General features: G+C 60.6%; 13 protein-coding genes and 3 pseudogenes. 5 read left to right on the top strand and 11 right to left on the bottom strand.

Annotation, left to right across the window (positions count from 1 at the left end):
- Positions 1–9 precede the first annotated feature (9 nt).
- A complete protein-coding gene (locus tag D3Y59_RS12470) occupies positions 10–1,206 on the top strand; it encodes a lycopene cyclase family protein (protein ID WP_119445346.1) in 1,197 nt (398 codons plus the stop codon).
- Here D3Y59_RS12470 and D3Y59_RS12465 read toward each other — a convergent pair.
- The 3 genes from D3Y59_RS12465 to D3Y59_RS12455 all read right to left on the bottom strand — a co-directional run bounded on the left by D3Y59_RS12465 (position 1,203) and on the right by D3Y59_RS12455 (position 3,694).
- Positions 1,203–1,955, bottom strand: coding sequence for an ABC transporter ATP-binding protein (locus tag D3Y59_RS12465; RefSeq protein WP_119445345.1), 753 nt, complete (start codon positions 1,953–1,955; stop codon positions 1,203–1,205). The two genes, D3Y59_RS12470 and D3Y59_RS12465, sit on opposite strands and share 4 nt — an antisense overlap.
- Before the next feature lie 78 nt (positions 1,956–2,033).
- A complete protein-coding gene (locus D3Y59_RS12460) occupies positions 2,034–2,255 on the bottom strand; it encodes a DUF2795 domain-containing protein (protein ID WP_022821757.1) in 222 nt (73 codons plus the stop codon).
- A gap of 134 nt (positions 2,256–2,389) precedes the next feature.
- Positions 2,390–3,694, bottom strand: coding sequence for a DUF349 domain-containing protein (locus D3Y59_RS12455; protein ID WP_119445344.1), 1,305 nt, complete (start codon positions 3,692–3,694; stop codon positions 2,390–2,392).
- Between the two features lie 412 nt (positions 3,695–4,106).
- Between D3Y59_RS12455 and ettA the strand changes: the two genes are divergently transcribed.
- Positions 4,107–5,774, top strand: a complete 1,668-nt coding sequence (gene ettA, locus D3Y59_RS12450) for an energy-dependent translational throttle protein EttA (protein ID WP_119445343.1) — start codon at positions 4,107–4,109, stop codon at positions 5,772–5,774.
- A gap of 171 nt (positions 5,775–5,945) precedes the next feature.
- Entirely contained in the window at positions 5,946–6,395 is a 450-nt protein-coding gene (locus D3Y59_RS12445; protein ID WP_119445342.1) for a hypothetical protein, read from the top strand.
- A gap of 127 nt (positions 6,396–6,522) precedes the next feature.
- Here D3Y59_RS12445 and D3Y59_RS12440 read toward each other — a convergent pair whose 3' ends face one another.
- Both D3Y59_RS12440 and D3Y59_RS12435 read right to left on the bottom strand, forming a co-directional pair.
- Positions 6,523–6,984 carry a carboxypeptidase regulatory-like domain-containing protein gene (locus D3Y59_RS12440; protein ID WP_162910750.1) on the bottom strand — a complete coding sequence of 154 codons (462 nt, stop codon included), beginning with the start codon at positions 6,982–6,984 and terminating at the stop codon, positions 6,523–6,525.
- Positions 6,985–7,130: 146 nt separating this feature from the next.
- On the bottom strand, positions 7,131–7,541 hold the full coding sequence (locus tag D3Y59_RS12435; RefSeq protein WP_119445340.1) for a carboxypeptidase regulatory-like domain-containing protein: 411 nt from the start codon (positions 7,539–7,541) through the stop codon (positions 7,131–7,133).
- 378 nt (positions 7,542–7,919) lie between these two features.
- Between D3Y59_RS12435 and D3Y59_RS12430 the strand changes: the two genes are divergently transcribed.
- Complete coding sequence (locus D3Y59_RS12430) at positions 7,920–9,398, top strand: M48 family metalloprotease (protein WP_119445339.1); 1,479 nt, start codon at positions 7,920–7,922, stop codon at positions 9,396–9,398.
- Positions 9,399–9,576: 178 nt separating this feature from the next.
- Here D3Y59_RS12430 and D3Y59_RS12425 read toward each other — a convergent pair whose 3' ends face one another.
- The 6 genes and pseudogenes from D3Y59_RS12425 to D3Y59_RS18640 all read right to left on the bottom strand — a co-directional run bounded on the left by D3Y59_RS12425 (position 9,577) and on the right by D3Y59_RS18640 (position 14,054).
- Positions 9,577–10,785 (bottom strand): acetate/propionate family kinase, encoded by a 1,209-nt coding sequence (locus D3Y59_RS12425; protein WP_119445338.1) that lies wholly within the window; start codon positions 10,783–10,785, stop codon positions 9,577–9,579.
- A 137-nt stretch (positions 10,786–10,922) separates the two neighbouring features.
- Positions 10,923–11,853: pseudogene (locus D3Y59_RS12420) on the bottom strand (DUF808 domain-containing protein).
- Positions 11,854–11,964: 111 nt separating this feature from the next.
- Positions 11,965–12,948, bottom strand: a pseudogene (locus D3Y59_RS18655) (phosphate acyltransferase).
- A 196-nt stretch (positions 12,949–13,144) separates the two neighbouring features.
- Positions 13,145–13,507: pseudogene (locus D3Y59_RS18650) on the bottom strand (DRTGG domain-containing protein); the annotation flags it as partial.
- A complete protein-coding gene (locus D3Y59_RS18645; RefSeq protein ID WP_240410355.1) occupies positions 13,431–13,715 on the bottom strand; it encodes an AAA family ATPase in 285 nt (94 codons plus the stop codon). The pseudogene D3Y59_RS18650 and the gene D3Y59_RS18645, both read right to left, overlap by 77 nt.
- A 147-nt stretch (positions 13,716–13,862) precedes the next feature.
- The gene (locus tag D3Y59_RS18640) at positions 13,863–14,054 is read right to left on the bottom strand and encodes an AAA family ATPase (protein ID WP_240410354.1); all 192 of its coding nucleotides are present in this window, start codon (positions 14,052–14,054) and stop codon (positions 13,863–13,865) included.
- A gap of 208 nt (positions 14,055–14,262) precedes the next feature.
- Here D3Y59_RS18640 and D3Y59_RS12410 point away from each other — a divergent pair, with 208 nt between their 5' ends.
- Entirely contained in the window at positions 14,263–14,685 is a 423-nt protein-coding gene (locus tag D3Y59_RS12410; protein ID WP_119445337.1) for a hypothetical protein, read from the top strand.
- The last annotated feature ends 72 nt before the right edge of the window (positions 14,686–14,757 follow it).

Here is a 14,757-nt window from a genome sequence, read left to right as displayed (position 1 = left end):
ACAACCCCTATGGCTGATTTCGACTACCTACTTGCCGGCGGCGGCGCGGCCGGGCTAAGCTTGGCCTACTACATCAGCCAGGAGACCCGTTTGCGCCACAAGCGCGTGCTGCTGCTCGAGCCCGAAGCGAAAAACCAAAACGACCGCACTTGGTCGTTCTGGACGGACCGGCCCACGCCCTACGACGCCGTGCTGGCAGCCGAGTGGCGGCAACTCGCGTTTCGGAGCCCGCAAATTGATGTGGTATTGCCCTTGCGGCGGCACCGCTATTGCACCTTGCGCGGGCTGGACTTCTACCGCTTTGTGCAACAAGCCCTAGGTACCCGCCCCGGGCAGTTTACGCTGGTGCAAGCCAGCGTAGAGCAGCTCGAGAATACGCCCACTGGCGTGGTGGCTCATACTTCCGCTGGCAGCTTTAGTGCCCGGTTGGGTTTCGATAGCCGCCCGCCCAAGCCCGAGCTGCGCGCCGACAAGCGCTACCTCTGGCAGCACTTTGTAGGCTGGGAAGTTGAAACCGATTACGACGCGTTCGACACCAGTACGCCGGTGTTCATGGACTTCCGGGTGCCCCAACACCACGAGTGCCGTTTTGTGTACGTATTGCCGTTTTCACCTAGGCGGGCCTTGGTAGAGTACACCTTGTTTTCGGGCACGCTGTTGCCGCAGGCCGAGTACGAGCAGCCCCTGCGCCAATACCTCAGCAGCCACCTAGGCGGCCGGCCCTATCGCGTAGCCGAAACCGAGGCCGGGGCCATTCCGATGACCGACCACCCCTTTGAGCCGCGCAGCGGCGCCCACGTGGTGCACTTAGGTACCCGCGGCGGCCGCGTAAAAGCCAGCACCGGCTACGCTTTTTTGCGCATGCAGCAGCATGCCGCGCGCCTAACCGAAGCACTGGCCAACCACGATGCGCTGCCTGCCAACCTTACCGGCGACGCGTGGCAATTCCGCTTATTCGACACGTTGCTGCTCGATATTATGCAGCGCGAAGGCGAGCGAACCAGCGAAATTTTCAGTGAGTTGTTTGCCCACAACCCCGTGGAGCGCATCCTCGATTTTCTGGACGAGCGCACCAACTGGATCGAAAATTTTCAGGTAATGAACTCGGTAACGCCCTGGCCCTTTATGCAGTCGATTGCCAACGTACTGCGGGGCAAACCGGGCGTGCGCGAGCAGCAAGCCGTTGGGCAGCCGGTACGGGCCTAGGTGCGGCTGTGCGCCGTGGGCAGGCTAGCCTCGTTTTCCAGCCACGCGCGGGCGGCGGCAACGGTGGCCTCGTTAAGGGGCTCAAGCTGCGGCTCGGGTGCCGACAGGTTGAGCAGGTAGCCCGGCAGGTTGGGCAATTGGTCGAGGTCGTGAGTGATGCACAGAATGGTTTTGTGGCGCTCTTGCACCCATTGCTGCAGCAGGCTGAACACGCGCCGGCGGTAATACACATCGAGCTGCTGCGTGGGCTCGTCGAGCAGCCACAGCCGGGCATCTTGCAGCAGCAACTGCGCCAGCCACACGAGTTGTTGCTCGCCGCCCGAAAGCAGCGTAAAATTTTGGTGCGCCAAATGCGTGGCGCCCACTTGCTCCAAGGCTTCGTCGGCTAGGGCGTAGTCCTGCGTGGTGTAGCCGGCAAGCATGCCGCGGCGCTGCCGAAATCGGCCCATCACCACCAACTCGCGAACTTCTATCGGAAAGCTGATGGCGTTGCGTTGTGGCAAATGAGCCAGCGCACCCTCGGCGGCCGGGCGCCGAATGTGCCGCAAGTCGCGGCCGTGCAGCTGCACTTGGCCGGTGTAAGCCATCTGCCCCGTAAGCACCCGAAACAGCGTGGTTTTGCCAGCACCGTTGTGGCCTACAACAGCCACAAAAGCCCCTTCGGGCACCGATAAAAAAAGGTTGCGGAGCAGAACGCGTCGTTCGTACCCCGCAACCAGATTTTGAGTAAGTAGTGAGTAGTGAGACATGAGTAGTAAGAAACCTGCCAGCGCATTACGCTGACCATTGGAGTGTCTGACTACTCAATACCCAATACTCAGTACCAACTAGTACTCGTCCTCGTTGAACATGAAGTCTTCCTTGGTCGGGTAGTCCGGCCATACTTCTTCGATGCTCTCGTAAGGTTGGCCGTCGTCTTCGAGGGCCTGCAGGTTTTCCACTACCTCCATCGGGGCGCCCGAACGAATCGAGTAATCGATGAGCTCGTCCTTGGTGGCGGGCCAGGGAGCATCTTCCAGATACGAGGCGAGTTCCAGGGTCCAGTACATAGTAGGCTGTGCGTAAAATGGGTTTGGTAAAGTAGCGGTACGCCGCTAGCAAAAATCCGGCCGCCGATATATAGTACGCCAAGGCGTCAGGTCGACAGGCGATTGGACAACGTAAAACGTGGGGAAATGTTAGGTTATTCGGCGTAACGCTGACGAAGCAGCTCGATCAGTTCGTTTTTCGTGCGGATTTTGCGCTCGAACGCCCTGATTTTGCTTTGTAGCATCGTGCGGAATGCGTCATTGCCCGGCGAGTCGTTCAGCTTGCCTAGGTTTTCCTGCAGCACGTCCTGCTCTTGGCGGTCGTACTTAATGAACTCGCGCAACGCTGCAACGCGCTGCGAATATTGTTCCTGTCCGCTGGGTTTGGGGCCTTCCTGCGGTTGGCGCTTCCGGATGTAGTGCTCGAGCGAGCTGAGTTCGAACACTTTGTCGCAGGCAGCCAAAAACTGCTCCCACACCTGGTCCGACTCGGGGCCGCGCACGGGTCCCACCTTTTTCCAGGCGGCTTGCAGCTCCTTGGCGCGGGCCACGGCCTCGTGCATAGGCTGGTTCAGCAGGGCTTCGGCCTCGGCTACCAGGGCGCGCTTGCGGCCGAGGTTGTCGTCCATGTACTGGTCCTTGGCCTCCGAGCGCTTCGAGCTGATGTGCTCCTTCAGGCGGTCGAAAAAGCGGTTGTGCGCAGCGCGGAAGCGCGTCCAGAGGTCGTTGGCAGTTTTGCGCGGCAGCGAGCCGCCCACCTCTTTCCACTCTTGCTGCAGCTGCTTTAGCTGAGCGGTAGTGCCTTCCCAGTCGTCGGAATTCTGCAGCGCTTCCGATTTATGGATGAGCGACTTGTACTTCTCGAACGCGCGGTTCGTCATGGCCTTTTTATCGGCCTGGAACGCCTTTTTGCGCACGTAGAAGTCTTCGATGGCGGCCTGAAAGCGCGTTTCCATCTCGTCGGTTAGCTCCTTGCTTACCGGGCCCGTCTTGATCCAGGCCTGGCGCAGCTCCTTCAGCTTTTCGCCGCCGGCCTGCCAGTCGATGGTGTCGCGCAACGATTCGGCCTCTTCAATGAGCTTCACCTTGGTGGCCAGGTTCTTTTCGCGGTTGCGGGCCACCAGCGTCCGGATGTGCTCCTCGGCCTCGGTGAGGCGGCGGTGCAACTCGGTAAAGTCACCTAGGGCGTCGTACGAGGCAATTTGCTCTTTGAGGTGCAACGCCTTCATCAGGAAGGAGCCCTTGTTCTCGGATTCTTCGATGCGGCCAAGCAGGTCGTCTACTTTGCCGCGGAAGCCCTCGAAACGTTGGGCGAAGTACAGCAGGGCTGCGTCTTCGGTGTCTTTTACCTGGCCAACCTGCCGGGCGGGCAGGTCCATGAACGGGCGGAGCCATACCTGGTCGCCCTCGATGTAGCCAAACTGGCGAGCCTGATTGAGCAGCTGCTCTTGCTGTTCCATAAGGATAAACGTCCTAAACAGGAGCGGAGTGGTGGGTGGCGGGAAGCGATAAACGCACAAGTTTACGGGATTCGTAGCTACTTGGCGGTACGATAAAAGACGAGGTACGTTGGGCAGAGTAAAGTGGACAGCGCTGCCAACCTCGGCGCCTAATGCCAAGCCAGCGTACGCAGCCGGAAGTTGCACCTAAGAACGCTTACAATGCAAGCCTTACGCGGTGTGTTTCTGTGCCGAGCGCGGCTTAGCTTTGCAAACAGCCCTGCTTATTAGAAAGAAGGCACGCATCGGCCTGCTGATGCGGTTGACTTAGGTTGGCAACGGCTCTACCGCCGCCGCGGCTACGTTGCGGCATCGCCTCTTTTATTGGAAGCGGAAGTTTTCTTTTACATCGTACTCATCATCAACCTACCGCATGAGCGACCAGCCCACCATTATTTTCTCGATGGCTGGCGTGAACAAGGTGTTCCCGCCCCAAAAACAGGTTCTCAAAAACATCTACCTCTCGTTTTTCTACGGCGCCAAAATCGGCGTGCTCGGCCTCAACGGCTCGGGTAAGTCGTCGCTGCTGAAAATTATTGCCGGGGTTGACAAGCAATACCAGGGCGAGGTGGTGTGGTCGCCGGGCTACTCGGTGGGCTACCTCGAGCAGGAGCCCCAGCTCGATGCCAGCAAAACCGTGCGCGAGGTAATCGAAGAAGGCGTGGCCGAAACGGTGGCCCTGCTCAAGGAATTTGAGGAGATCAACGAGGCCTTTGGCGGCGAAGACCCCGACTTCGACAAGCTGCTGGAGCGCCAGGGCAAAGTGCAGGAGCGCCTCGACCAGCTCGACGCCTGGAACCTCGACAACAAGCTGGAGCGCGCCATGGATGCCCTGCGCACTCCGCCCGAAGACGCCGTTGTCGGCAACCTTTCGGGTGGTGAGAAACGCCGTGTAGCTTTGTGCCGTCTGCTGCTGCAAGAGCCCGACGTGCTGCTGCTCGACGAACCGACCAACCACCTCGATGCCGAATCAGTGTTGTGGCTGGAGCAGCACCTGCAGCAGTACAAGGGTACCGTAATTGCCGTAACCCACGACCGGTACTTCCTCGACAACGTAGCCGGCTGGATCCTGGAGCTGGACCGCGGCGAAGGTATTCCTTGGAAGGGCAACTACTCGTCGTGGCTCGAGCAAAAGGCTTCGCGCCTGGCCCAGGAAGAGAAAACCGAGAGCAAGCGCCAGAAAACGCTGCAGCGCGAGCTGGAGTGGGTACGCATGGCTCCCAAGGCCCGCCAGGCCAAGAGCAAGGCCCGCCTCGCTAGCTACGACAAAATGGCCTCCGAGGACTCGCGCGAGAAGGAGCAGAAGCTGGAACTGTTTATCCCCGACGGGCCCCGCCTAGGTGCGCAGGTTATCGAGGCACAAGGCATCAGCAAAGCTTTCGGCGACAAGCTGCTGTTCGAGAACCTGTCGTTCTCGCTGCCGCAGGGCGGCATTGTGGGCATCATCGGCCCGAACGGCGCCGGCAAAACCACGCTGTTCCGCCTCATCACCGACCAGGTGAAGCCCGACGCGGGTACCTTCGAGGTAGGCCCTACGGTGAAAGTGGCCTACGTAGATCAGCAGCACGAAAACCTCGAACCAAACAAATCGGTATTCGAGACGATTTCGGGCGGTACCGAAACCATGCTGCTGGCCGGCCGCCAGGTGAACTCGCGCGCTTACGTGAGCAACTTCAACTTCCGCGGCGGCGACCAGGAGAAGAAAGTAGGCAACCTATCGGGCGGCGAGCGGAACCGCGTGCACCTAGCCACGACGCTTAAGCAAGGCGCCAACCTCATCCTGCTCGACGAACCGACCAACGACCTCGACGTGAATGCCATTCGCGCCCTGGAAGACGCGCTGGAGAACTTCGCCGGTTGCGCCGTTATCATCAGCCACGACCGGTGGTTCCTCGACCGTTTGGCCACGCACATCCTGGCCTTTGAAGGCAACTCGGAAGTGGTGTGGTTCGAGGGCAACTTCTCCGACTACGAGGAAGCCAAGAAGAAGCGCCTAGGTGATGTAGAGCCGAAGCGCGTGCGGTACCGTAGCCTCAACTAGTACCTGCTCTAGGTAAGCCAAACCGCCCCGGCCGATTCGTATTGGCCGGGGCGGTTGCATATCAGCAGTGGCGCAAAGGAGGCTGCTGTGGCGAGGGGTAAACCTATAGCCTGCAATCCGCGTAGCCGGTCCGGAAGGCGTACCTTCGATGCCTTTCTGTTAAACTCCGCTATGCGCACCCTGCCTTCCCCACACTTCCTGCAACTCGTATACCGGCCCGAGTTGGGGGTGCTGGTGGGTCGTTGGCTACAGCCGCTTACCACGGAGGAGTTGCAAACGGGCTACCTAGCCATGCTGGAGGCCGCTGCCGAGCTGCAGTGTCGCTTTTGGCTGGTTGATGGCCGCCGCCGCACACACGCGCACAGCAACGACTCGCGTTGGATGATGGAGGTGTTTTTTCCGCAGTTGGAGCCGCGGCTGGGCGGGCAAACCTACCTAGGGTATTTATTTACGCCCACTCATTTGCAAGACCTGGAAACCGACGCCGATTTGCCTTCGCTTAGCTATTTCGACGGGCGGCCCTACCAGATTAGGCGCTTTATTGAAGAGCAAGGCGCGATGCAATGGCTGGCCCACTGCCGGGCGCTGCAACTGGCCGGTGCCGCGTTGGTGCAAGGCTAACCCTAGGTCGGCAGCACGTTGCTGGGGCCGGGCACCTAGGCAGGCGCCTAAAAAAAGCCGCGGCGCACCCACCGGTAGTTCGGTAAGTACGCCGCAGTGGCAATAGGCAGCGTAGAGGAAAAACGAGTTACTGGCGGTAAGCTTGGCCCGAGCGAACAATTTGGCCGGCGCGCTTGCCGCTGCGTTTCACTTTGGTGCCTTCGGCTAGCTCCAGGCCCACCACGGGGGCTTCGCAGGTGTGCAGCTCGTAGTAGCGGCTGATGTAACCGGCCGCCTCAATGCGCAGTTGTTGGCCGCGGTACACGGGTTCGGCTATTTGGTAGCGGCCTTCGCCATCGGTAATGTACGGGCGTTTGCTGCCGGCCAGCGTTACGGTAGCACCAATCAGCGGCTGACCGTAGGTGTTGAGTACCTGCCCTTGCACCTTGCCACACTCTAGGGTGTTGCTTCCACCGTCAGCGGTGGGCGCATCTTTGGCAACAAGGGTTTTAGCCGAGGCTTGCGGACCCGCCGCGGTTTGTTGGGCGGTGGCGGCAAGCGGCAACGTCAGCAGGGCAGCAAAGCAGGCAAGGGGTAACAATCGGCTCATCGGTGATGCGGAGTTAGTAAGCATACAGATGCGCCTACTACGTACCCCTCCGAAAATAGTTGAGCTTGCCCTGCCCCGTTGGGCCCTGCCTTAGGCTTAATGCGGTTTGGCCCGCGACTAACGCTGCTTGCTACCTACGCCGGCCCTTACCGGATTTTGCCGGTTTTGGTGGTTTTCTTGATGCGCCCATCCGCGCGCAGCCGCGTGCCGGGCAGCAGCTCCAACGATACATCCAAGGGGGCGCAGCTAACGAGGGGCTGCTCCACGCTGGTGTAGCCAGCAGCGCTGATTTGCAGCAACGCCCCACGCGCAATGGCTGTTTTGGACGTAAGTATAAACCGGCCCTCGGAGTTGGTGCTGAAGGCGTTGGTGGTGCCCTTCAGCATTACGGTGGCGCCGGTAAGCGGCGCGTCGTAGAGGTTAGTAACGCGGCCCAGCAGGGTGTCGCAGGGCAGCAGGGCTTGGGTACTAGCAGGCTTAGCGGTGGTTTGGGCCTGGCCAAACAGCGGCGCAAGCAGCAGCCCAAAGCCGAGCAGCAGGGTAACACGTTGATCCATGGCAGTGTCGTCGTCGGGGGGTGAGGATAAGGATAAACGGGCGGGCCGCGCCGGTAGCAAGGCCCAGACGTGCGCTGGATGCAAGTAGGTGGCCTGCGCAGGGGCTAACCCCGCATAGGGTAAGAAGGAGCAGCGAACCAAGGGCACTACGTACGCCGTAGCAACCCAGGTGTAAAAAACAATAGTACGGTTTCTTGGCCTAATGTCGAGCTTGGGAGCCCAGCGGGCCACTTACCGGGGCTTGGACGCCAGGCGCAACCTATCGGCCGATGCCGCGTTGCAAGGGCAATAACCTCGCCGGCAGCGCAGGGCCCTAGGTGCCCACTGGCCGCACCGAGCGCGGGTATTCCTGTTCCTTTCGCCTCCTACCTTGCCCCCATGAAAACGCGTTATGCCACCGGCCTAGGTGCCGGTTTGTTGCTGCTGCTCAACGGCTGTTCCACCAACCCCGTCAGCGGCAAGCGCGAGGTAAGCTTGGTGTCGGAGGGGCAGGAGGTAGCCTTAGGCAAGGAAGCCGATCCGCAGATTGTGGCCCAATATGGCCTTTACGAAAACGCCGAGCTGCAACGCTTTGTGCAGGAGCGCGGCAAGCAAATGGCGGCCGTATCGCATCGGCCCAATTTGCCCTACGAGTTTAAGGTCGTTGATTCGCCGGTGCTCAACGCCTTTGCCATACCGGGCGGCTACGTGTACCTCACGCGCGGCATCATGGCGCATTTCAACAACGAAGCGCAGTTTGCCGGCGTGCTCGGCCACGAAATCGGCCACGTAACGGCGCGGCACTCGGCGCAGCAGCAAACCAAGGCTACCCTGGCGCAAGTAGGCCTCCTAGGTGCCATGATTGCCTCGCCGCGCTTTGGCCAGTATGCCGAGCAGGCGCAGCAGGGTTTGGGCTTGTTGTTTCTGAAATTCGGCCGCGACGACGAGCGCGAGGCCGACCAGCTGGGCGTGGAGTACTCCACCAAGATCGGCTACGACGCCCACCAGATGGCCGGTTTCTTCCAGACGCTGCAGCGCGAGCAAGCCAAAAGCGGCGGCGAGGCCCTGCCCGATTTCCTCTCGACGCACCCCAACCCCGGCGACCGGTTCGTGACGGTAAATCAGCTGGCCACCGAGTGGATGCAAAAAGCCGGCCTCAGCAACCCCAAGGTAAACCGCGAGTCGTACCTGCGCCTGATTGACGGCATTGTGTACGGCGACGACCCCAAGCAAGGCTTTGTGGAGAACAGCGTGTTTTACCACCCCGAGCTACGGTTTCAGTTTCCGGTGCCGCAGGGCTGGCAGGTGCAAAACACCCCGCAGCAAGTGCAAATGGCGCCCCAAGGCGGCAAAGCCCTGCTGCTGTTTACGTTGGTGCCGGGCCAAACCCTCGAGGCCGCCGCGCAGCAACTGGTGCAGCAGTACCAACTGCAAGTAGCCGAGTCGAAAAACACCACCGTGAACGGCCTGCCCGCCTTGGCCGTGGTAGCCGACCAAGTGCCGCAGCAGCAGCAAGGGCAAGCCGCGCCGCAACAGCAGCAGGCGCAACCCTCGGCCCGCACGCTGCTCTACCTCATTCGCTACACCGATAAAAACTACCTGATGCTGGGCGCCAGCAGCCCGCAGGATTTCAACACGTATTACCCGTTGTTCAGCAGCGCCGCGCAAGGCTTCCGCCAGCTCTCCGACCCCGACAAAATCAACCGCCAGCCCGAGCGCGTGCGCGTGAAAACCCTGCAACTGCGCAGCACCCTGCAACAAGCCCTGCGCACGCTGCAAGTGCCCGAAAAGCGCCACGAGGAAATGGCCATCCTCAACGGCATGGAGCTAAACGAGCAACTCAACGCCGGCTCGCAAATCAAGGTGGTAGGGTATTAGTTGTTAGCTGTCAGTGGTCAGTTGTTAGTTATCAGTTATCAGTTATTGGGGTGGTTTTGTGCAGGCCGCGGCTGGCAGCTCCGGCTGTTGGGCTTGGTGCTGCCTACGACCTAGGGCTTCCGCCGGAAGCCAACAGCTAAAAACTAATAGCTAAAAACCGACAGCTAACAGCCAGAAGCTAATAGCTGTCAGCTAACAGCTGATAACACTGTTGGGCAATTTCCAGCTCCTCGTTGGTGGGCACTACCAGCACTTTCACCGCCGCATCGGCCGCGTTGATTTCGCGCAGCTGCCCGTTGCGCAGCTGGTTCTGCTCTTCGTCGAGGCGGACACCTAGGAACTCCACGCCCTGGCAGGCGAGGCGGCGCGTCAGCGGGTCGTTTTCGCCCACGCCAGCCGTGAACACCAGCGCATCGAGGCCGCCCAGCACGGCGGCGTAGGCGCCAATGTATTTCTTGATGCGGTAGGCGTACAGCTCGTAGGCCAGGCGGGCGCGTTCGTCGCCTTCGTCGAGGGCCCGGCCAATGTCGCGCATGTCGCTGTAGCCGGTAAGGCCGAGCATGCCGCTTTGCTTGTTGAGCAGGTTGCTGGCCTCGGGCGGCGAGTAGCCTAGGTGCTCGATGAGGTGGAAGAGAATGGAGGGGTCCAGGTCGCCGGAACGGGTGCCCATCACCAGCCCGGCCAGCGGCCCAAAGCCCATGGTGGTATCGAGCGAGCGGCCGCCGCGCACGGCCGCCATGCTGCAGCCGTTGCCCAAATGAATGGTGACAAGCCTCGCGTCGGGGTTGCCCAGGTAAGCGGCGGCTTGCGCGGCCACGTACTTGTGGCTGGTGCCATGAAAACCGTACACCCGAATGCCGTGCTGGCGGTACAGCGCCTCGGGCAGGGCGTAGCGGTAGGCCTGCTCGGGCAAGGTTTGGTGAAACGCCGTATCGAAAACGGCCACTTGCTTGGCTTGCGGAAAGACTTGCTCGGCCACCTCAATGCCCAGGTAGTTGGCCGGATTGTGCAGCGGCGCCAACGAAAACAGCCGCTTGATTTCGGCTTTTACTGCCGGGTTGATGACCGTGGTGGCGGCAAATGTTTCGCCGCCGTGCACCACGCGGTGCCCCACCACCTCTATGTCGGCCGGGTTGGCAATTACACCTAGGGTAGCGTCGGTGAGCAGTTGCAGCACGGCTTGCAGTCCGGCGCGGTGGTCGGGCAACTGCGTGGGGCTCTGCCGGATAACCTGCTCCTCGCCGCCGGCAAACACTTTGTGCGTGATGCGCGGCTCGGCCAAGCCAATGCGCTCGACCAGGCCGCTGCACAGGGGCTGCTCGGCCGGCAGTCGAAACAGCTGGTACTTAAGCGAGCTGCTGCCGGAGTTGATGACGAAAATGTTCATAGGCGAAGCCGTGCCGCCGGGTTGGGCCCCTCGTCGAGCGCGAAGGCCAAGGCGGTGCCGGTGGTTGGTTGGGGTGAAGAGTTACGCAATACTTGGCTATTGGTAGCAAAGCGCACAGCCCGGCCGCCTAGGTTAAATCATTTTTCGGTTTTGGCCGGCAGTGCTTTCTTCACCAGCACCACAATTTTTTCGATAAAAAAGCCCAGGATAAGTCCGCCGATGCCGCAGGCCAGGGCTTTGGCAAACCAAGCCACGGCCGGCACGTCGGCCAGGGCGTGTTCCAAATCGTGCAGCAAATGCGCGGTGTAAGGAATGCCGTGCGCGATGATTTCAGCGCCTACCCACAGCATGGCGGCCGTGCCCACGTAGCTCAAAATCTTCAGAAAATGCGGCATGAACTTTACGATACCGCGGCCGAATGTTTGGGCGGCGGGGTGGTACTTGTCCTGCGCCAAGTGCACGCCAAAATCGTCGGCTTTCACAATCAGGCCCACAAAACCGTACACGGCCACCGTAATGAACACGGCCACGGCCAGCATCACCACCACTTGGTTTACAATCGGCTGATCGGTTACCTGGCTGTAGGCAATGGCCATAATCTCGGCCGACAGAATAATGTCGGTGCGCACCGCGCCGGTAACCCGCTCTTGCTCCAGCTCTTCGGGGCTAATGGCCTTTACTTCTTCGCTTTCGGGGTGCACCTCGTGGTGCTTGCTGAACATGGAATGCACCTTCTCGTACCCCTCGAAGCACAAAAAAGCGCCACCCAGCATGAGTATCGGGGTAATGGCCCACGGGGCAAAATAGCCCAGCACCAAGGCCGCCGGACTCAGAATCAGCAATTTGTTGATTAACGATTTTTTGGCAATCCGGTAAATGATGGAAAGCTCGCGCGAGGGGTCGAGGCCCACCACGTACTTGGGCGTTACGGGCCGTGTCGTCGATTACAATGCCCGACACTTTGCCGGTGGTTTTGGCTACCTGGGTGGGTACGTCGTCTAAACTGGCGGCACTTGCTTTTACCAAAGCCGAAATGTCATCCAGCAAAGCAAAAAATCCTGAGGGCATAAGTACTTGTGTGGCTGTTTCGATTGCCAAACGCCGCGCATTGGGCCTTTGGCGGGCGGCAAGTTACGGGCAAATGAGCGGTTGCCGGAGCGCCAAAGGGGGCGCAGCCCGTTACTCGTGCTGGCTTTGGATGGCCGTAATCACGACGGTGTTAAACACACGTCGTCGACGGTGCAGCCGCGGCTTAGGTCGTTTACGGGTTTGTTGAGGCCTTGCAGCACCGGGCCAATGGCCAGCGCGCCGGTTTCGCGCTGCACGGCTTTGTAAGTGTTGTTGCCGGTGTTCAGGTCGGGGAAAATGAGTACACTGGCCTGGCCGGCCACTTCCGAGCCGGGCAGCTTTTTGGCGGCCCACAATCGGGTCGACGGCCGCATCGTACTGAATCGGGCCTTCCACTTTCAAATCGGGCCGCAGCTGGCGCACCAGCTCGGTGGCGCGGCGCACCTTATCCACCTCGGCACCCTCGCCGGAGGTGCCCGAGGAGTACGAAAGCATAGCAATGCGCGGCTCGATGCCGAAGCGCAACCCGCTTTCGGCCGACGAAATGGCAATTTCGGCCAGCTGCTCGGCGGTGGGGTTGGGGTTCACGGCGCAGTCGCCGAACACCACCACGCGGTCGGCAGGCACATGAAGAACACCGACGACACCAACGAGATACCCGGCTTTGGTTTTGATGAACTGCAAAGCCGGCCGAATGGTGTGCTGCGTGGTGTGCACCGCCCCCGATACCATGCCGTCGGCGTGGCCTTTGAACACCATCATCGAGCCGAAGTACGACACGTCGCGTATCAGGTCGCGGGCCATGTCGAGGTTCACGCCCTTGCTCTGGCGCAGCTCGTAAAGGTTTGCACGTAGTCGTCGTAGTACTCGGAGTGCACGGGTCAATCACGCGCAGGTGGCCACCTAGGGCATGCTTAGGCCCAAGCGCTTGGCCGAGGCGGCTACCTCGGCGGGGTTGCCCAGGATGGTAAGGTCCACAATATCTTGCTGCAAGAGGTAAGCGGCGGCGCGCAAAATGCGGTCGTCGTTGCCTTCGGGCAGCACAATGTGGCGGCGCTGGCGCTTGGCCCACTGCAACAGCCGGTACTGGAACATGTGCGGCGTAATGCCTTCGGGCTTGAAGGCCACCATGCGCTCGTCGAGGGCGCGCACATCCACGTACCGCTCGAAGGTGCGGATGGCCAGCTGAATCTTCTTCGGGTTTGGGCGAGAGGCGCGATTTGATGGCCCCGAGCCGGGCGCTGGTTTCGAAGGTGCCGGTTTGCACCGCAATAATGGGCATTACGCCCTGCAAGCCGCGCAACAAGCGCAAAATGGGCTCTTCGGGCTCCCAGCCGGCCGTAAGCACCACGCCCGCCACTTTGGGGTAGCTGGCCGAAATGTTGGCCTGCACGGCGCAGATAACGATGTCGCCCCGGTCGCCGGGCGTTACGATGACGACGTTTTCCTTGAGGTAGTTGAGGAAGTTGGGCACCTGCATGGCCCCGGTCACGAAGTTATCGACCTGGTTGCCGAGTAGCTCTTGCCCGAACAGCAGCTGGCCCCTAGGCTCTCGTGAATCTCCTGCATGGTGGGGTTCAGCAGGGCTTTGTCTTCGGAATAACCGACAGGATGATTTCCGACGGCAGTTGCGCGCGCAGCAGTTGCTGCACATCGAGGGCCTGCTCGGGGCGCACTTTGTTGGCCACAATGGCCAGCACCTGCACCTCGCGGGCCTCAAAGCCGCGCAGCGCCGTAAGGGTGCCGCTCACCATTTGGGCGGTGGTTTTGCCCTCGCCGGAGGTTACCAGCACCACCGGCACGCCCAGGTTCTTGGCAATGGTTACGTTCAGTCGAACTCGAAGGCGGTGCCTTGGCCACAAAATCGGTGCCCTCCACCACCGTAAAGTCGTACTGGTCTTCGAGCTGCTTGTAGCGGCGAATAATGGTGTCGATCATCTCGCCCTGCCGTTCGGTTTCGATCAGGCGCAGCACCTCGGCGCCGGTGTAGGCGTAGGCGTCGTCGTAGGCTACGGGCAGCTGAAAGTAGCGCAGTACCGGTCGATGTGCGCATCGTGGCGGTTGTCGGGCCCGGTGTTGATGACGGGCTTGAAATAGCCTACTTTCTGGGCTTTGCTCAGCAGCATATTTACCAAACCCAAGGCAACCAACGACTTGCCGCTGTACGGTTCGGCCGAGGCAATAAAGATGGTCTTCGTCATGCAGGAGAATCGGAAAATAGAATCGGACGCTGGCAATGGGGCCCGCGCAACCCAGCCGGCGCCGCCACAGAAAGTGCTTACGCACGGGAGCCGCGCGGGTATACCTGTCCCGCGGCAAGCTAGCCCGTTGCGGCTCCAGAGTAACACGAAACCGCTATCTTTCTGCAAGCCGATAGCCGCTTACCACCTCCAAGCCCTGCCGTACCGCATGGAGCTGCAACTCATCGTCCGCACCGATCTGATTAGCATCAGCTACGATGCCGCCAACGCGTGGCTGTACGCCGATTGGCGCGGCGAGCACAACCAGGAGACTTCGCAAGCCGGGTGCATGCTCATGCTGCAAGCCCTGCGCCAGCAACCGTGCGCCAAGATCCTAAACGACAACTCCGGCATTACGCGCACCACCGTGCAACCCACGCTTTGGGGAGCGTGGTGGCTCGAGGAAATGATGCGCGCCGGGCTGGAGCACGTGGCGTGGGTAATGCCGCGCGAGTTTGAGGCCCGCCGGCTCACCGAAAGCATGCTGCTTCAAATAAAGAAACCAGTGGTTGGCACCTTCGACGACGTAGCTACGGCTTACGTATGGCTGCAGCGGCAAAGCCAGCGGGTACCCAACCACCCCATGATGTAGCCGCGGCCGCAGCACCTAGGCGCCAAGCCCTACGTACTGCCTACACCAATGCCTGTGTTGCCGCTATGAAAT

This window comes from Hymenobacter oligotrophus, assembly GCF_003574965.1.
In the GTDB taxonomy this organism is placed as follows: Bacteria; Bacteroidota; Bacteroidia; order Cytophagales; family Hymenobacteraceae; genus Solirubrum; species Solirubrum oligotrophum.
This window is presented reverse-complemented; position numbering and strand designations above follow the sequence as displayed.